Origin of the sequence: Kiloniella antarctica (assembly GCF_042682825.1) — a bacterium.
Taxonomy (GTDB): Bacteria; Pseudomonadota; Alphaproteobacteria; order Kiloniellales; family Kiloniellaceae; genus Kiloniella; species Kiloniella antarctica.
Window position 1 is genome coordinate 560,072 of record NZ_JBHUII010000001.1, and the last position, 18,191, is coordinate 578,262.

Sequence of the window (18,191 nt, forward strand, 5' to 3'; positions counted from 1 at the left end):
TCACTCTCGCCTTAAGGGAAGGTTTATTTGACCTTTGCTTCAGAAAGAACTTCAGTAACCATTCCCGGTTATAAACTATTTTGTGAAATGCTTTCAGGGATACTTTCTAACGGCATCTCATAGGACTCATCATCTTCATCTATTATGACGTGATCCCCAATCAATCCGATTTCACGATAAAACCTTTCCGCGCCAGGATGGAGGGGCATAATTAAACCATCAAGAGCAGTATCAAGCTTTATAAAACGGCCCAAAGTATGACCTTTGGCAAGATTTTGTGCCGTGGTTTTATGCCAAAGAGCCTTGGTAATCCCATATATCAACTTCTCATCCATATCATCACGTACCAGAAATTGAGCAGGAACCATCAATGCAAGCGTATCGGGTACAGTATTATAGGTGCCAACTGGAATCGTCCCACCTGTAAAGAAGGGATAGATATCGTGCAAAACATCGACATCAGCTTGGCTAAGGGAAAGAAGAGAAACTTTGTGCTGATCTGTAAGGGCAGTGACAAGCCGCGCTGGCGTCCCTGCGATGGCAAAAAAAGCATCAATTTCGCCATTCAGAATAGCTTCATAAGCTTCACTATTAGATAAGGTCAGCATGTTTTTGTTCGGTATGCGGATATTCCTGGTTTCCAAAACCAGTTGAGCCCCAGCATTGGACCCTGATCCTTCTGGCCCAATCGATATTTTTTTTCCAACAAGATCTTCGAGTGTTCTAATTCCACTATGAAAGCTGACCACCAAATGCATGGCTTCGGGATATAAGTTGGCGACACTTCTCAAGTTACCGATGGCCCCTCGAGTCCTAAAAATGTGTTCGCCCCGAAGAGCCCAATAGACCACATCCGCCTGAGCAAAACCGCCTTCCAGTGTTCCGTTCGCAATACCAAGTATATTTTCAACAGAGCCTTGCGTGGAAACACTGACAGATAAAAGCCCATCAACCCCGCAACTTCCACCCTTGTTGCAATCTCGTGATCCAACAGGTTTACTGATAGAACTCGCAATTATCCCACCTATTGGGAAATAGTTCCCAATGGTTGCACCAGTTCCTATTCGAAAGATAGGTGTATCTTGCGCAAATAACGCCCCTGAAAAACCAAATACAATTAGACTTGCGATGATAAAAAAGGGCTTTTTTACAAGGGTACGAAATACTGAGGACGTCGTGAACAACCGACTACCTTTCTCTTATCACAGAATGGTCTCTGGGAAGCTTTTCTTATTCTACGTTATAATAAGTTAAAAGTTAATTATAACTTTGACCTTCAGAAATATTTTTTATTTCAAAGAAAATGAGAATTTTACCCCCTCTAACAACCCTCTTTGCATTCTGAGAGTTAATCTTTCAGTCCCTTATCTTCACCATAAAACATGGCTATTACATGACTTAAAAATGGCGTGGGCAAAATTTTACAGAGAATTAAACAGCCGTAGATAAGTAGGACCAGAGTCGTTAGATACGCCAATGAAGAGACATATATTATTTTGTCTCTTAAGCCGCCGCAGAAAAAGTTAGGCCACCTGTTCGAGTAAACGGCCGTTAGATAGCTCTACTTGTCGGGTGGCTACTTTATTCAAAAAATGATGATTATGAGATACGATGATCATCGCTTGCGGTAATTCAGAGAGCAACGTTATCAGGTGTTGCTTGGTATCACGGTCAAGATCGTTTGTTGGCTCATCCAGTAAAAGGACATCTGGTTCTAATGCCATCACCGTCGCAAGAGCAACCAGACGTTTCTGCCCCCCAGAAAGCTTGTGCGTAATACGATCAGCAAGATGTTCAAGCTTTAGCATCTTGAGGGTCTTCTCAACGATAGAAACAACCTCTTGCCTCGACTTACCAATGTTTAACGGCCCAAAGGCGAGGTCTTCTGCAACAGTTGGGCAGAACAATTGATCATCAGGGTCTTGGAAAACCAGACCAGCGCGAACACGAACTTCTCGGAAATCTTTTTCTTGCTGGCGGACCGCGCCAAAAGCGTAAATTTCACCGCTTTTGGCTGTTTCCAAGCCATTTATTAGGCGTAAAAGAGTGCTTTTCCCCGCACCATTACTCCCTGTCAACGCTACGCGCTCTCCTGCCCTAAGTTCAAAATCAACGCCGCTGAGAACGTCTAACCCGCTGGTATAAGAAAAGTGTAGGTCACGTACCGTAATCAAAGGAGTAATTAAAGAGGACATCAAAGATACTCCACGACCAAAAGGCCAACCATAATTATAGATGCCGCAATACCAAAAAAGACATCCCTTTGGCTTGTTTTCATGTCATTGAGAATATGAAATCGTCCATCAAAGCCCCGACATTTCATTGCTTCCATAATACGATCAGATCGTTCCAAACTACGGACCAACATCATGCCAATGAGGTACCCGATAGATCGTAAGGTATGTAAATCAGTTCTCGGGAAAAATCCACGTGCCTTCATAGCCATACGCATCGTTTTATATTCTTTATAAAAAACATCAATGTAACGCACAGTAAAAAGAAACAGGTGAACCAATTTAGCTGGTACTTTAAGCCGATATAAAGCATGCCCAAGAACTGACGGCTCCATGATGCCAAGTAACCCCATCAGGGAAAAGAGAATCGCATTTGCTTTAAGCCCAACTTCTGCAGCTCGATAAAATCCTTCACGACTGGCCTCCAAGCCCCAGAGAGTAAACACGGTCTCTCCAGGCATTGTAAAAGGTAAGGTTAAAAGCAGAACGACGATAAACGAATCAACAACAACAACCTTACGCACCGTCGTCCAAAGCGGGAGTCGCGCTGATAACGAAAGCCCGACACCGATACCCAGAGCAAGTGTCAGGGCTCCTAACTCATGCATTGCCGAAATAAGAAAGGCAAAAAGAACACAAGAAACAAACCGGACACGCGGGTCAAGTTTGTTTAGAAAAGTCTCAGATTGACTTTGCGGATTATTCGTAGCCCATGACTGAGAAACTTCGCCCAACACTTGCGTCACTTTAAGCTTCCTTTACAGATTTTCGGCGACCAAGGAGAAAGGATGCAATACCAAAAATCCCAAGAATATACCCAATCCCTCCAAGAATATCCTGCAGGCGACGTTCTTCTTTGTATTGCACCAAATCTTTACGCAAAGAACGGGTTTCCTTACTTGCTTTCGAAATTAGCTGTTCCAAAGCCGCTTGATCAATAACGATAAGGTTTGAACTCTCTGCAAGAGCTACTGCCATAAGAGTATCTGAGGTAGTTGGATCAGAAACTGTCTTGGATTGGGCCACGCTTATTGTCTTCGTAACAACGCCCCCCTCTCCAGCAAGATCATCTGGTAGCTCCTCTGCGAGTACAGAAAAAGTCGCAACGTGACCAGCACTTAAATCTGCACGAAATATATGATCGACTTTCTTGGTCGCAGTAAAAGCAAAAAGACCCTCTTCATCAGTGGTGACTTCCCCTAATTTATTTCCGTCAGGGTCCGTAATCATAACGAGAAGATTGACCGCCATATCCCCACTGGAAAAACCGATCTCACCCTCGATGAGATTGCCATCCGGATAAGCGGCCGCAATAACTTTGTGTGCCCAGGCATTTGTTGTGGTTCCAATGGTAAGAACAGCAGCAACAACCAACCCGGATAATATCGATTTACCGTACGGCATAAATGAGCTCCGGTTTTACTTTAGTAATCAACTGTATGGTCGCGGCGGTTAAGATGCCTTCAACAGCCATAACCGGGAAATGCGCGACAACGACAAACTCTGCTGCTTTTGCAAATTCATCGCCGGAAAGCGCTAAAGAAATTGCAACCATAATTGCGGTAAAGAAAATAGAAAGCGAACCTCCGAGAAACCCCCAGAACCCAGCGACAGACAGGATTCCCCGACGATACAGCACGTATCCGCCGATCATAACCAAGGCAAACAACATCAAAGAGATTCCATTTATGGAAACTCGCCATGTTGCGCCCTCAACCTGATAGGCTTCAAACAGTGCAAAACCAGCCCATACCGAGGTAACAAAGAAGACCGCAAACAACCCATCAGCAACCAGCTTTGCAAGTTTATAACGTTCTGCATTCAACCCCCACCGACAAAGATAAAAAACCATAACTGCCGGGAAAGCAATATTAACGGCATTAACACCAAGAACGGTTAATCCGCCAAAGCCAAAGAAGATAGCTTGTAATAGCAGTGCAACTGCAAGTGCAGGAAACGCAGCCCACCCAAGAATAATTCCGAGCAATCCGTTCAGGATCAAATGCACGGAGGAAAACCCAAGAGGAACATGAATAAGTGAAACCACAAAAAATACTGCCGAGAGAACCCCTACACGCGGAAGATCTTCAGGTTCTAGTTTTTTCAAACTATAGGCGACACCAGCGGCGGCAAGAATGCCGCCACCAATCAACACCGGATTTGATAAAGCACCATCAACGATATGCATCGCTCGTCCAATCTTTAATCGACATCACGAGCTTGAATCCAAATAACAGCATCTTGTGAAAGCTCTTTGCCTTCATGCTCCGTATCCGGTCCGGCACCAAGAGCTGCAATTCCCCAAAACCCTGCTTTTGGAACTCCAAATGTAAACGTACCTGAAGCATCAGAACGAATGGCATGAGACGGCGAGGAAATCATCCCTACATCAGCAAATTTATTGTTTTCAATATCAGCCGGGAAATTAATGTATTCGATTTCGATTTCAGCAAAAGGAACAGGCTTACCTTCGGAGAGAACCACCCCTGTAAAAGTACCCCCAGCAATGACGTTATAAGGTTTGGTAAGCGGGCGAATTTCAGCTTTCAACCCTTGAACTTCTGACCAATCAGTTGGAAGGTCACCAACATTTACATAAGACTTTGTAATTTGCTGAATATAGATGTCTTCACTTGCTTCATAAAATGGCGTCGGTTTAAGCACGAACACATTGTCGCCAAGACCACGTAATTTCACTTCTGCTTCATAGGCTTTTCCAGTGTTTTCATTACTGGTCCACTCAATGATTTTAAGCTTATCCATCAAGTCCGTCTTTTTACCTTTACGGATAGAATAGAATTCTTCTGGTATGCCCATATCCATAACGTGACCCGATTCTGCGGGATGTGTAAACGGCATTTTAAGAGTGAGTTTTCCACCTTTTTCAAGCATGGTTTCAGGTGTATAAATCAATTGGAAGTGCGCTTGTGCACCAGTAATAAAAGCTGTCAGGCCAGCGGCGATAACACTACAAAAGAGAACTTTTTTCATCTCGTTTAATATCTCCCAGCCGTCAACTTATTAGTCAACGGCAACGTTCCTATTGAAGCATAGTGGATTAAAGAGAGATTTTAGACATCCCATCGACATAAATCCTCAGGTTAAACCTGATTATTCATGATCCAGTAGCTCGGCTCAAAGGCACGCCACAAACGGATGTCCGTCACCGATGGTGCTCCCCGCCCTACGGTTTAGTGACATTATGCCGGCAGGTCTCCTGGCTCACGGATCGTAGCTCTATCACCAGACCTTCCCGGCTCTTTGCCAGTGATCATAATTGGTAAGAACTCACCGTTCACAGTTGCGGGGGCAGCCACGGCTTGAAATTCCCTGATGGGTAAATTAATCCGTGTTCCCTTTTAATCCCCGAGCGACTTCACTCTTGGGGAACCATGCATAGCCGCAGTTTATGCAGACAAAAAAAAAGTGCAAGCGAGATTAACGACGTCCTGGAATTTTACCCCGTCATGCTAATGAGTCTGTTTTAATCCAAATTAGAACCGTAGAAGATTTTAGAACACAAGGTGAAATGCTTGTAATTTTGATGTCTGAAAAGAATGCCATCCGAGATGGTTTTACTGATTGACCTTCTCACTCAAGATTGACAGACTGCGCCCGTGTCGGTTTTCCAAGTGTAAATTTGACTTGGGAATAATAGGGAATACGGAATGATCTGCCCATCAGGGGATCTTGAGCCGTAGCTGTCCTCGCAACTGTGTCGGTTCTTTTTCACCGGAACCTATAGCCAGAAGACCTGCCGCCGTAACGTCACCTATTCTAATGAACGAGGTCATTCATTAGGGCGGTTTTCCGTCGTGTGGCGTGCCTGTCGATGATGGTCGAAATCTCACAACATATGAGCTTTTGAACATTGTCATAACTATTTTGACAAGGCGCGTACCATGTTTTTGATACGATTATCTCTCATGCTTGTCATGAGCTTACCACCATTGGCTCTAACAACATCTTTTGCCAATGCCCACTTTTTAGAATTAATTCCCTCTCAGCCTTTTATCTCAAAAAGTAAGCACAGCACCCTAACCTTTGACATCAGATTTACCCATCCAATGGAGGGGGCTCCCTTGATGGACATGCAAACTCCCGAACAGTTTGGTGTTCAGATTGCGGGTGTAAAACATGACCTAACGTCAGAACTTGAATCCACCCGACTAAAAGGAAAATTGAACCCGGCGAACGTATCGTCTTTCAAAGCTCAGCATAAGATTAAACGTGCGGGAGATTATACCTTCTTCCTGACCCCCGCCCCCTATTGGGAAGCGGAAGAACAAGCAATGATTATTCACTATACAAAAGTTATCGTGAATGCCTATGGCCTTGAGAACGGGTGGGAAACGCCTGTAGGTTTGCCCGTAGAAATCATGCCTCTCAGCCGCCCTTACGGATTGTGGACAAACAATCTTTTCTCAGGGCAAGTCCTCAACAATGGTCAGCCAGAAGCCAATGCACTGGTTGAAATTGAGTATAGAGGTCAGGGAAATGTTAAGATCCCCGCCACCCCTTTCATAACCCAAGTTGTCCGCGCAGATGTAAATGGCATCTTTCACTACGCTATGCCAAAAGCTGGCTGGTGGGGTTTCGCGGCTCTGGTTGATAATGGTAAAACGCTCATTGCACCAGACGGTACCAATGCACAGGTCGAAGAAGGTGGCTTACTCTGGGTTCACACTCAGAACATGCCAAAATAGAACATACTTAGAGAGTGTAACGATGGAACAAAATGATCCGTCGTTACACCAATCAGATAAATACCAAATTCTTCAACAAGTTTATTTAACCTGCCATATAAGCCATCATCTGTTCATTTTCGAATTCGAGCTCCATAAGGCGTTTTCGTACCACGTCACCAATGGAAATCATGCCACACAACTTCCCATTCTCAACCACTGGCATATGTCGGAATCGCCCGTTCGTCATCTTCTGCATGACTTCGTGAACTCGGGCTTCTGGACCACAACAAATTGGGTCTGCTGTCATAATCTCAGTGATGTTTTTATCAAATATCGCTAAGCCATCTTTACCAACACCAACAACCACATCGCGTTCTGAGACAATGCCAATTGGGCGTTTATCTGCATCTGCAATAACAAGGGCACCAATTTTAAATGAATTAAGCATCCCCACTACATCCAATACAGTATGGCTAGTGTCGATGGTATGAATATCCCCGCCTTTTTCAGCAAGAACATCTTTAACCATCCCGCCAGAAGACCCTACTGTATTCCCAGCCTCTCCTGAGCCAGAACCGCTGTCACCTTGGTAAAGTGCGGTGCCGAAATCACTGGAAAATATCATGCTCGTACCTCCTCGTGTTCTGCTATGAACAGTAACTATAGCACAATAATTCTACGCATTAACTCTCGATTAACAAAACACTTAAATTCGATTGAGAAAATCTCCCGGGAAATAAGATTTTACTCATTGTTTCCCGGGATAGTTGGCGGATCTAAACGGGTAAACCGTTATTCCAAGTAAAGAAAATTTCAGGAGCTAAAAGGAATAAGTAACAGAGAGAAAACTAGAGAATTGATTTTCACTTTCCACAAAGGGGCTATCAGCGGCATCACCGAGAAGACGCGTATAATTAACGCCACCCACCATGGTCCAGTCTTCATCAAGTGCATACATTGCGTTCAAATGAAGTCCCAGATCCTTAAATCCTGCATCTGCATCAAACTGATTATATTTACTTCGGGAAGCCTGTTTCCCATCCACCCCAAAATAGGTGCTCATATAATCGCCGGATGCCCAGCTTGCGTCCGGGCCAACCTCGAACATCAGCCTGTCATCCAAATAGGTAAAGCGGTAATCTGCACCGAGAGAGACAACAGCACCTTTGTCATTGCCACTCAAATCCTGAGTAACATCAACACCAAAGGCATATTTCCCAAAATCCAGTCCCGCAAAAGCTGTGATATTGATACCGTCGTCAACATCACCTAGTCCCCGCAAGGCACTATTATCCCCATCATCACGACCACCATCATAATTGAAGGAAACTCCTGAGCTAAAATGCTCCGACCGTAACAAAGTGGCCCCGATGCCATTTACAGAAGAGACAAAAAAAGTATCGTCTCGCCAGGAAGCCTCAATGATCGGCAATCCCCCTACTTCATAATCATCAGAACCTTCATAGTCCGGGCTGATCCCTGCTCCAGCACCAAGAGTAAAGTTCCAATCACTCAAAACGTCATCGATTAAATCATTATTTTGCACACCCAAGGGTCTTGGCACTTTTTCTTCGGCTAATACCTCGGTCATAGGTAAAAAAAACATACCTACAGATACCAACATCGTCATTTTCAATAGCCTCAGAGAAAACTGACAACATTGAAAAAATCTCTGACAAAGTCTTATAAAAGGCATTCTCAATTTAACATTTCCCTGATATTCTGGCATTAACTTCCTCGCCTATAACACTCTTGATATACAATGTTTTATAAGGAGGAGCTGACCGTAATCTGACAGATGAAACATTAATTGAAGGCATCAGGCATAAACGATTTTTTCGGCTCCAAGTTCAAACAACAAACTTTCAGGAATTGCGATGTTGTTTGACATGAGAGAAGTATTTTTGGGTTGAACACGCTCGAACAATTTTTGCACTTCCCGTGCCGTTAGCCCATCCCAAGAAGGTTGTAATACCTGAAAAATGCAATCCTCTAGTGCTTTATAAGATGCTTTAACCATGGATTTCCTCTCTGCAGAGGAAGAGATATCAATAATGCTCGGCATTTCCCAGTGTACACGCAGTGCCCCAAGCGGCCCAAGGACGGGCATGCGCTCGTCGCATGCACTTACTGTCACGACCAAATCAATATGTGGCGCCCCGTCTTCCAGAAATAATTGAAGCGTTTTAGAAAACAGTCCTGCGGTTTCATAACCTTTCTTACTTAAGTACCTTTCCACATCCGGGCAGATCGTACCAACAGGAGTGGTTCCTGCGCTAAAACAATGTGCTCTTCCTCCAGCAAGATCACGCAACAAGACTTCACTCATAAGACTTCGAGCAGTATTGGCTGTGCTTAAAAATAAAACATGAAGAGGTTGCGATACCATGAGAGGCTCCATAGGTTAGCGACGAAGATCAACAATCCGCTGCCAAGTATCTCTCATATAGATCGCACCTAGATTAAAACTAAATGATGGATTTATGAATTTGATTTTGAAAGAGCGTCCAGCATCTCCCCCATAACCGACCTGATTGCAGGTACAAATCGTAGATCACCGTGAACAATCAAATATAAATTTGCGAGAAGGCCTTGGATATCAGGCGTTAAGCGTTTCAACAACGGATCCGTATCCCCCGCCTGTGAGGGGAGTAATCCAATGCCAAGATTCTTTTGCAGTAATGTCTGCATCATCATTGCGTGATTTATCCGTATCACAGGCGTTACAGATTTTAGCATCGCTTTCATCCAAGCGGCATCAGGTTGATACGAATGCTCTTCGTCCCAGCCAATCCAAGGATGATCTTTTCGCGACAACCAATCGTCTAGTTCTTCCTTCTCCTTCATCGTCGCAACATTACTATCGATCGAAGCAAAAACAGCAAAAGGCATTTCTGTCAGCTTTTGTGCATAAAGATTACCTTGCTTCGGTTTGCAGAATCGAATGAGCAAATCAGCTTCTCTCCGAGACAGACTAGCCTCGACATGAGTGGTTATTAATTCCAGTTCGATCCCTGGCAAGGTTTCCCTGATTTTAGCGACATGCCCAGATAGCAACATCCCTGCCTGCTCGTTCATCGAAATCCGTACTGTCCCAACAGATTCAGCTGACAACAAAGCACTTTGTCGGTTTAAAACTTCAGCCGCCTCAGCCATAGGAAAGGCTTTGGAAGCTAACATTACTCCGGATTCTGTCGGCGACAACCCTTCCGAAAGCCGTTCAAACAAACGATTGTTCAGCGCCTCTTCCAAAGATTTGACCCGGCGCCCCACGGTGGGTTGGCTTAAACCAAGGCCCCGTGCCGCACCAGAAAAAGATCTGGTTTCATAGACGGCTAGAAAGACGCGAATATCATCCCAGTCATAGGCAGATTTCAGCATGCAAGATCCATTCATTTATGAACATCAAAAATACAGTTATATTTATATCATTCATATTTGAACAGGCATATTCTATTGTAAAATCACCACCCAACGATCGACTGAAAGACCGAGCCATGCGATTTTCTGACTTACTTGAGAGCACGACATTCAAGGCTATGCTTGCTGTTTTGTTCGCGGCTTTTCTTTTTTCAGTAATGTTTGCTTTACCGAAAACAGCTGCGATTACTCTTCCTTGGTACCAGATCGTATTTATACGTTATCTCGGCGGGTTAATATTTTTATTACCAATAGCTTTTAACTGGAAAGTGCGCGGGAACTCTTTGAAAAGTGAGTTTGGGTTGATGCATATTGGTCGTTCAATTGCGGGTATCGGATCGGTAGCATGTGTCGTCATCGCGGCCTTGCAAATTCCCTTGGTCGATGTCGTCACTATCAGCTTTTCCAATGGCGCTATAGTCCTGATACTGGCAGGAATTATTCTTGGCGAGCGTGTTCTTCCGCGTCATTGGCTTGCCGTTATTCTAAGCATTACTGGGGCTGTTTTTGTCGCCTACGGAAGCCGAGGAGAAGCTGGAAGCAATCTTTTTCACCCGGCATCGTTAATCGCACTTCTCGGGGCCTGTTGTATGGCTGTTGAAATCATTGTCATTAAATTTGTCAGCCAGCGCGAAGCTATTCCCGTCACGTTGTTTTATGTGAATTCTCTTGCCACTTTACTTCTGGCAATCCCTTCCCTGATATGGGGACAATGGGGCGATCTTACGAGCTGGTGGCCCGTTCTCCTTATGGGGCCAATTGCAATTTTGGGGCAATCTCTCAACCTCTATGGATTTAGAAAAGCAGATGTCGTTCTGCTTACGCCCTTAACATATAGCTCAATTGTTTTCTCTGCGATTATTGGCTTCCTTCTGTTTGGGGAAGGCTTGCGTTGGACCACCACGACAGGTGCCTGCATTATCATCCTTGGGTGCTTACTGGGCTTGGGAGTGCGAAGGATAAAACTCGCTGCGACCGCGTCATAATCGAATTCGCTTGGGTCAGCGTCGGATACTCGATAAATTACAATCACTAACCTTTAGAGAGAGATCTGAAGTGCCATGGCACATCCTCCAAAAGCCTCGAATGAGACCGACGATCTAAAAGCAATTGTTTCCCGCTTTACCGACGAGCAAGTTTCGACCCCTGTTTTTGTCGCCAACGTCCTTCGAGAGGCAATAATTTCAGGCACCTTGCCCGCCCATAGTCTTGTACGTCAGGACACCGCAGCCGATTCAATGGGTGTTAGTAAAATTCCGGTAAGAGAAGCCCTGCGTACGCTAGAGGGGGAAAACCTCATTAGCTTTGAGCGCAACAGAGGCGCCAGAGTCCTTCCGGGGTCGATCACGGAAATGATGGAAATTTTTGAGCTTAGAAAAATCATCGAGCCCCATCTCTTAAGCTTGTCCGTGCCCAATTTAAGCGAAGAAGACCTACTACTTGCCCAATCCCTTGTACAAAAAGAAACATTCAGTACAAATCAAAAAGAACTCGGGCAATTAAATCGACAATTCCATGAAGTCATCCTTTCCGGTGCAAGAGAAACTATTGGTTATCGTTTCCAATCCATTCTTTTCACCGCTTCTGAAAGGTACTTACGCATCAGCTTGAAAGAACCCCAGTCACAAACCAGAAGTAATTACGAGCACCAACAATTGCTTAAAGCTTGCATGACCAAAGACCAAGGACTTGCAGCAAATTTGCTGATTAAACACTTGGAATCAGCTCAGGCCGTTATCCATGAAAAACTTCAACTGGATAAGTCGGTCGATCCATAAAAACGTGCTCCGACACATTGGGTATCGAAGCACGTTAGAGCTCAATCTAAACCTCTTTCATCAACCGTAACGCATCATAAATCGCCGCATGGGTATTACGTGCGGAAACAGCATCCCCGATCCGAAAGAGTTGAAATTTTCCTTCCCCGTTAGAGACAACGTTCTGAGGGTCTCCCGCAATAAAGGCCGCTTGGTCCAACTCTCCCAGATTGGAGGACAAGGGCTTGAGATCGAAATAAATGTCGTCCATGGGTATCGTACCGTGGTTTACAACGATCTGGTCGTAATCTCGCGTTTTTGTCAGATTACTATAATCACTGCCAATAACAGCCGAAAGATGGTTGCCCTCGTGCGCAGCAGCTCTAAGGCGATAGGTCACAGTAAAGGTCACGTCTTTGTCCTGCATTGATCTCATATAGGGAACAAGATTCATGGCCATAACCTCAGGGGCAAAGCTCCTATCCGGTGTCATAATTTCAACTTTTGCGCCCGTCGCTGCGATCAACTCTGCGGCCTGTAAACCCGCATGATCCCCGGCGTCATCATACACCAGAACATCTTGGCCCGGCTTCACATCGCCTGAGATAATATCCCAACTTGAGACGACCAATTCGTTACCAAATTCCAGAACATCTGTGTGAGGCAATCCCCCCGTGGCGATAATCACCACATCAGGTTTTTCGGGCAGGATATCACCCGTTTCAGCCCAAGTGTTAAAACGAAACTCGACATCTCTTGCCGCGCACTGCGCCATGCGCCAATCAATGATCGATATCATCTCCGCCCGCCTTGGGCTTTGCGCAGTCAACCGGATTTGCCCACCGGGTTCAGATGCTGCTTCGAAAACCGTTACAGAATGTCCGCGTTCGGCTGCAACACGCGCCGCTTCCAAACCTGCGGGACCAGATCCAACGATAACGACTTTCTTTTTTGATTCCGCAAGCGGGATATCATGCGGCATTGTAAGTTCCCGTCCTGTCGCCGCGTTATGTATACAAAGGGCATCACCGCCCTGATAGATCCTATCCAGGCAATAGGTTGCGCCAACACAGGGACGAATATCGTGTTCACGCCCTTCGATAATCTTGCGGACGATATGCGGATCGGCCATGTGCGCACGTGTCATCCCAACCATATCGATAAGCCCGGCTGATACAGCGTAACGTGCCGTCGCCACATCGGGAATACGCGCGGCATGAAACGTCGGCATTCCCGTGGCTTCTTTTACCCGGCCCGCAAAATCAAGGTGCGGGGCGGATTTCATTCCTTGTACCGGGATAACGTCGGTTAATCCAGGATCGGTATCGATATGGCCCCGAATGACGTTTAAAAAGTCAACCAGACCTGATTTTTGCAGGCGTTTAGAAATTTCAATGCCATCGTCTTCAGAAATGCCATCCTTATCTGCTTCATCAGCAGTATAGCGAATACCAACGATAAACTCTTCGCCTACGCGTTTTCGAATGGCCGCCAGAACATCCAGTGAAAACCGCATCCGATTTTCCAGTGAACCACCGTAAGCGCCATCTAAAGTGTTGGTCCGGGGTGACCAGAACTGATCCATCAAATGACCATAGGCTTCCAGCTCGATACCATCCAGACCTGCGGCTTGCATACGCTCGGCGGCATCGGCGTAATCCTTGATGATGCGCTCGATATCCCAGTCTTCCATTTTCTTGGGAAAGGCCCTGTGTGACGCTTCTCTATGGTGAGAGGGAGAAACCGCCGGAAGCCAATCTCCCTTGTTCCAGCCCGTCCGACGTCCAAGGTGGGTCAACTGGATCATGACCGCGCAGCCGTGCGCGTGACAGGCATCTGCGACCTTCGCCATCCAGGGCACAACCTCGTCTTTGTAGGCAAGGACATTGTTAAAAACCGGGGGGCTATCCCGGGAAACGGCCGCAGAGCCAGCTGTCATCGTCATGCCGACCCCCGCTTTCGCGCGTTCTTCATGATAGACCCGATAACGATCTTTGGGCATGCCATCTTCGGGGTACGCTGGTTCATGGCTTGTGGTCATGATCCGGTTTTTTATCGTCAGATGTTTCAGCTTGTAGGGCTGCAACAAAGGATCATTGCTGGCCATTTTATTCTCTCCTGTTTTACTTAAACGCCCGTTACGAAATAGCTCTCGCTCGGGTCTTTCATTAACGATACAACATAAGCCTGCTCACAGGCTCTCAATTCGTGCCCTTTAATTCAGGGGCAACTGTCGAAAACGTCCTGGATTTTGGGGATCATTGAAATGGCTCATAGGGCCGTGATCGACAAAATGTTGATACCAGCGCGCCATAGAAACTTGATCCAGCTCGACGCCCAGGCCGGGCTGTTCGGGAACCCGCACAGTGTTGTTCGTCTGGCGGAAAGGTCCATTTTGAATGACGTCTCCCACTTGCCAGCGGAACAGAGATTGCGAAGGCTCCGTTATCCATGGCGTTGCGGCAACAACGTGCAAGTAAGCCGCCGTCATGATCCCGAGATCGTTTGAGTAGCACCAAAATCCCTTGCCCATAGCCTCACAAGCCGCAACAAACTTCATTGTCTTGGCGATGCCGCCAAGTGCGGCAAAATTACAGACAAAATAATCCGGTGCCCCGAGCGCAACCGCGCGCCGCAAGTCTGGAACATGCGTGGAAAAAGGAATGATCGAATGCTTGCGCAACTCGGCCATTTCCTCAAAAGTCGCAACCGGGTCTTCGTAATTTCGAATGTTGTATTGCTCCAGCTCTCGCAAAACCCAACGCGCCGTCGTGAGTGACCACTGCATGTTAGAATCAAGACGCAACATTGTATCGGCACCAAGAGCTTCACGGAGCAAACGAACGGTTCGAATTTCCAGTTGAGGGTCGCCTTGGATCAATTTGCCTTCAAAATAAGTCGAGCCGTGCTCTTCTTTCACTTTCAGGCAATAATCGACAATGGCTTCCGGCGTCATCTCTCCGCCCGCACCATTATTTTCCGGGCGAAAGGCAAAGTACTCCGTAAAAGGAATATCCTTTCTCACCGCCCCGCCCAAAACCTTATAAAGCGGCATATTCATGACCTTGCCGCGAATATCCCAAAGCGCAAGTTCCAGCGCCCCAAAGGCAATAGAGATCGCATTTTCTCCAGTGTTGGCGGTTATTTGCCACGGAGGGACGCACCGCGCTTCACAATCAGCAAGATCAAGAGGATCCGCCCCAATCAGAAGCGGCGCAATATCCTTTTTGATGACCTCCCCAAAGTGCCACCAAGGCGCTTCCCCAAGCCCAACGACACCTTCGTCCGTATAGACCTCAATGATCGACTTTGAAGCACCGGGATAAAGCCCTGCGGTCCACCAAAACGGCGCATCAAAAGGAACATTTACATGAGTTACTTTAATATCGGTAATCTTCATAACACCCTCCCATCGAGCTCAAGGAATCAATACCAAGCGTCTGTCATCTCAGCTTTGCGGCGTGCGACAAACTCCAGCAAAGCATCTTCTTTATCCGCGTCCATATGCGGAGCCTGATAATCAGCAAGAATTTTTTTCCACTTGCGATTGGCCCTGATCGCCGCATCATCGCCGCCTTGCTCAATCCAGCTTTCAAACGGCTGATCATCATTAAAGTCGGTATCCCAATAGGCACTTTCATAGTGTCTCAGGGTATGCGCGGTACCAAACATGTGCTGTCCGGGGCCGCCTTCGCGCAGAGAATCAATGCCCAAGGTCTCGTCATTGACTTCAAATCCTTTGAGATAAGCATGAAGCGCGCCACAAATATCCGTATCCATAATGAATTTTTCGTAGGACATCGACAGTAATCCATCGAGAAACCCTGCTGAATGAAGGATATAGTTCGCCCCCCCTTGTACGGCAGACATCATCGACATCATGCCCTGCGTAGCTGCCTGCGCATCGGGTAATTTAGAAGTTGGGAAGTTACCCGCACACCTAAGAGGTAATTTTAAACGCCGCGCCAGCTGCCCCATGACCAGACTACCAAGGGCAGGTTCCGGCGTACCAAAGGTGGGACTCCCCGACCGCAATGACAAGGAAGACAAAAACGAGGCCAGGATTACTGGCGCACCCGGACGCACCAGTTGGGTTAAAGCACAACCAACCATGGATTCGGCCAACCCTTGTGCCACAGCTCCAGGCATCGTTACCGGAGAAACGGCTCCTCCAAGCAAGAAAGGCAAAAGGATTGATCCCTGCCCCGCCTGCGCATAGGCCCTAATGCCTTGGGTTGAGACTCCATCCCAAACCAAAGGTGATGTGGAATTAAAGTTGCCCATAATCACACAATTCTGATCGACAAACTCGGATCCAAATAGAACCCGGCACATTTCTATACTATCTAACGCGCGTTCAGGAGCCGTAACGGAACCAAGAAAGGCGCGATCAGAATAGCGCATATGAGCCAGCACCATATCGAGATGACGCTTATTCACCGGGATATCCGTCGGTTCACAAATGGTTCCACCCGAATGATGGAGCCAAGGACTGGATTGGGCCAGCTTCACAAAGTTCTCAAAATCATCAAGCGTCCCATAACGCCGCCCTCTATCCATATCCATAACAAAAGGAGATCCGTAGGCCGGGGCGAAGACCATTGCATCGCCGCCAATATCTACAGAGTTAAGAGAGTTTCTGGCATGTTGGGTGAAGCGTTCCGGAGCCGTCTTTAAAATCTCACGGATCATTCCGGGTTCAAATTTTATGTTCCATACAGCTTCAGAGATTGGCGTTACATCGCCCCCAGCTTTTTTGAACAGAGCAACAGTCTCAGGATCGTCGCGAAATTCAATCCCAAGTTCAGCAAGAATTGTATCTGCGGCCTGTTCAATCTTGATCAAACTTTGTTCGTTCAACAAATCATAGGGAGGAATATTACGTGTGATAAAGGGCGTCTTAAGGCTTTTATTCTGTTCGGCTCCCCCCTCGCGACTTGCCCGTCTTGCCGCGCGTCCGCGTGGTTTGGTCCCAAGTGGTTTAACCCCACGTGATTTAACCCCATGTAATTTAACTGTGGACTGATCGCTATCTGCTCTTCCCGGTTCAAGTTCCCTGACCATGTACCTACATCCTTCTGAAATTGGGATAGGCAAATGGTATACTTATGCAATAGACTTGTGACTTCTTATAATTCTTACTCTTTGACTAAGTTTAACTGATGCGAAAATTAAAAAATCTGATTCAATCCCCAACGGCCCTTTTCTCTTTTGAAGCCGCTGGAAGGCACTTATCGTTTGCCCGAGCAGCAGAAGAACTAAACGTCAGCCAAGCTGCTGTGAGTTATGCCATCAAACAGTTAGAAATGGCATTAAACATCCAACTGTTCTATCGTGGGCACCGATCCGTTCAGCTTACAGAGGCGGGGGTACGCTTTCATAACGACGTTACAATGGGGCTTGGACATATCCACAGATCCGCCCAGGAGCTATCAAGATCAGAACCAGACAGCCACGTCACCTTGTCGTGCTCTACTGCCTTTGCCAATTACTGGGTAGTTCCGCGCCTAACCGCTTTCAGTCAACACTACCCAGAAATTGATATCAGGCTACAAACCACGGATAAAGACGTTGATCCTGCTGCCGAAGGCATTCCCTTAGGCATCAGACGAGGTAACGGAAACTGGCCAGAGCACGAAGCAATCCAAATCGCGAAAGAAGTGGTTTATCCCGTAGCTAGCCCCAAATATCTAGCCGATTTTGGTAAGCCAAATACGCCTTTGGAATTATCAAAACGCCGCCTGCTCCATCTCGAAGAACCCTATCGGGATCGCCCCAATTGGCACAACTGGTTCAAGGCAAAAAATTTGGAATGGAAGGATAACGGGGACGGCCTTCGGCTCAACGATTATGCCCTTGTCATTCAGGCGGCACTTGCTGGCGGAGGTATTGCCCTGGGGTGGTGGCATCTGGTTGATCATCTTGTTCATCACGGTTTACTTGAGCTCCTCGATGAAGAGCCTGTTCACTTTGGTGGCGACTTCTGGGTCCTCTGGCCCACGCATAAGCCCTTGAGTCCGCAGACACAAAAAGTACGCGACTGGTTGATTTCACATCAAGAACCCTTGGACAGGGCGCAATATTAAGGCAAT

The 18,191-nt window shown here is 46.6% G+C and carries 17 protein-coding genes and 2 riboswitches; of the genes, 4 read left to right on the top strand and 13 right to left on the bottom strand.

Annotated features, from left to right (window positions below; genetic code table 11):
• Positions 1-68: 68 nt before the first annotated feature.
• From ACFSKO_RS02700 to ACFSKO_RS02725, 6 genes are all read right to left on the bottom strand, one after another.
• Complete coding sequence (locus ACFSKO_RS02700) at positions 69-1,184, bottom strand: TAXI family TRAP transporter solute-binding subunit (protein WP_380248145.1); 1,116 nt, start codon at positions 1,182-1,184, stop codon at positions 69-71.
• A gap of 339 nt (positions 1,185-1,523) precedes the next feature.
• The gene (locus tag ACFSKO_RS02705; protein WP_380248147.1) at positions 1,524-2,195 is read right to left on the bottom strand and encodes an energy-coupling factor ABC transporter ATP-binding protein; all 672 of its coding nucleotides are present in this window, start codon (positions 2,193-2,195) and stop codon (positions 1,524-1,526) included.
• Positions 2,195-2,980 carry a cobalt ECF transporter T component CbiQ gene (gene cbiQ, locus ACFSKO_RS02710; RefSeq protein WP_380248149.1) on the bottom strand — a complete coding sequence of 262 codons (786 nt, stop codon included), beginning with the start codon at positions 2,978-2,980 and terminating at the stop codon, positions 2,195-2,197. Before cbiQ ends, ACFSKO_RS02705 begins: the two co-directional genes overlap by 1 nt.
• Before the next feature lies 1 nt (position 2,981).
• Complete coding sequence (locus tag ACFSKO_RS02715) at positions 2,982-3,638, bottom strand: cobalt ABC transporter permease (protein WP_380248151.1); 657 nt, start codon at positions 3,636-3,638, stop codon at positions 2,982-2,984.
• Entirely contained in the window at positions 3,625-4,422 is a 798-nt protein-coding gene (gene cbiM, locus ACFSKO_RS02720) for a cobalt transporter CbiM (protein ID WP_380248153.1), read from the bottom strand. The genes ACFSKO_RS02715 and cbiM overlap by 14 nt, the downstream gene beginning before the upstream one ends.
• Positions 4,423-4,436: 14 nt before the next feature.
• On the bottom strand, positions 4,437-5,225 hold the full coding sequence (locus ACFSKO_RS02725; protein ID WP_380248155.1) for a DUF4198 domain-containing protein: 789 nt from the start codon (positions 5,223-5,225) through the stop codon (positions 4,437-4,439).
• 199 nt (positions 5,226-5,424) lie between these two features.
• Positions 5,425-5,645, bottom strand: a riboswitch (cobalamin riboswitch).
• Between the two features lie 193 nt (positions 5,646-5,838).
• Positions 5,839-6,010, top strand: a riboswitch (cobalamin riboswitch).
• A 126-nt stretch (positions 6,011-6,136) separates the two neighbouring features.
• Between ACFSKO_RS02725 and ACFSKO_RS02730 the strand changes: the two genes are divergently transcribed.
• Positions 6,137-6,940, top strand: coding sequence for a DUF4198 domain-containing protein (locus ACFSKO_RS02730; protein ID WP_380248157.1), 804 nt, complete (start codon positions 6,137-6,139; stop codon positions 6,938-6,940).
• An 85-nt stretch (positions 6,941-7,025) separates the two neighbouring features.
• Here ACFSKO_RS02730 and ACFSKO_RS02735 read toward each other — a convergent pair whose 3' ends face one another.
• From ACFSKO_RS02735 to ACFSKO_RS02750, 4 genes are all read right to left on the bottom strand, one after another.
• Positions 7,026-7,547 (bottom strand): CBS domain-containing protein, encoded by a 522-nt coding sequence (locus ACFSKO_RS02735; protein WP_380248159.1) that lies wholly within the window; start codon positions 7,545-7,547, stop codon positions 7,026-7,028.
• Between the two features lie 195 nt (positions 7,548-7,742).
• Positions 7,743-8,552, bottom strand: a complete 810-nt coding sequence (locus ACFSKO_RS02740; protein WP_380248161.1) for a MipA/OmpV family protein — start codon at positions 8,550-8,552, stop codon at positions 7,743-7,745.
• Between the two features lie 189 nt (positions 8,553-8,741).
• Entirely contained in the window at positions 8,742-9,311 is a 570-nt protein-coding gene (locus ACFSKO_RS02745) for an arsenate reductase/protein-tyrosine-phosphatase family protein (protein ID WP_380248163.1), read from the bottom strand.
• Positions 9,312-9,403: 92 nt separating this feature from the next.
• Entirely contained in the window at positions 9,404-10,303 is a 900-nt protein-coding gene (locus tag ACFSKO_RS02750) for a LysR family transcriptional regulator (RefSeq protein ID WP_380248165.1), read from the bottom strand.
• Between the two features lie 116 nt (positions 10,304-10,419).
• Here ACFSKO_RS02750 and ACFSKO_RS02755 point away from each other — a divergent pair, with 116 nt between their 5' ends.
• Complete coding sequence (locus ACFSKO_RS02755) at positions 10,420-11,328, top strand: DMT family transporter (RefSeq protein WP_380248167.1); 909 nt, start codon at positions 10,420-10,422, stop codon at positions 11,326-11,328.
• Positions 11,329-11,403: 75 nt separating this feature from the next.
• A complete protein-coding gene (locus tag ACFSKO_RS02760; RefSeq protein WP_380248169.1) occupies positions 11,404-12,120 on the top strand; it encodes a GntR family transcriptional regulator in 717 nt (238 codons plus the stop codon).
• 46 nt (positions 12,121-12,166) lie between these two features.
• Here the strand turns inward: ACFSKO_RS02760 and ACFSKO_RS02765 are convergent, their stop codons facing one another.
• The 3 genes from ACFSKO_RS02765 to ACFSKO_RS02775 all read right to left on the bottom strand — a co-directional run bounded on the left by ACFSKO_RS02765 (position 12,167) and on the right by ACFSKO_RS02775 (position 17,163).
• Positions 12,167-14,206 (bottom strand): oxidoreductase, encoded by a 2,040-nt coding sequence (locus tag ACFSKO_RS02765; protein ID WP_380248171.1) that lies wholly within the window; start codon positions 14,204-14,206, stop codon positions 12,167-12,169.
• A 108-nt stretch (positions 14,207-14,314) separates the two neighbouring features.
• On the bottom strand, positions 14,315-15,499 hold the full coding sequence (locus tag ACFSKO_RS02770) for a mandelate racemase/muconate lactonizing enzyme family protein (RefSeq protein WP_380248173.1): 1,185 nt from the start codon (positions 15,497-15,499) through the stop codon (positions 14,315-14,317).
• Between the two features lie 26 nt (positions 15,500-15,525).
• Positions 15,526-17,163, bottom strand: coding sequence for a trimethylamine methyltransferase family protein (locus tag ACFSKO_RS02775; RefSeq protein ID WP_380248175.1), 1,638 nt, complete (start codon positions 17,161-17,163; stop codon positions 15,526-15,528).
• A 98-nt stretch (positions 17,164-17,261) separates the two neighbouring features.
• On the opposite strand from ACFSKO_RS02775, the gene ACFSKO_RS02780 reads away from it, so the two are divergent.
• The gene (locus ACFSKO_RS02780) at positions 17,262-18,185 is read left to right on the top strand and encodes a LysR substrate-binding domain-containing protein (protein ID WP_380248177.1); all 924 of its coding nucleotides are present in this window, start codon (positions 17,262-17,264) and stop codon (positions 18,183-18,185) included.
• Positions 18,186-18,191: the final 6 nt, after the last annotated feature.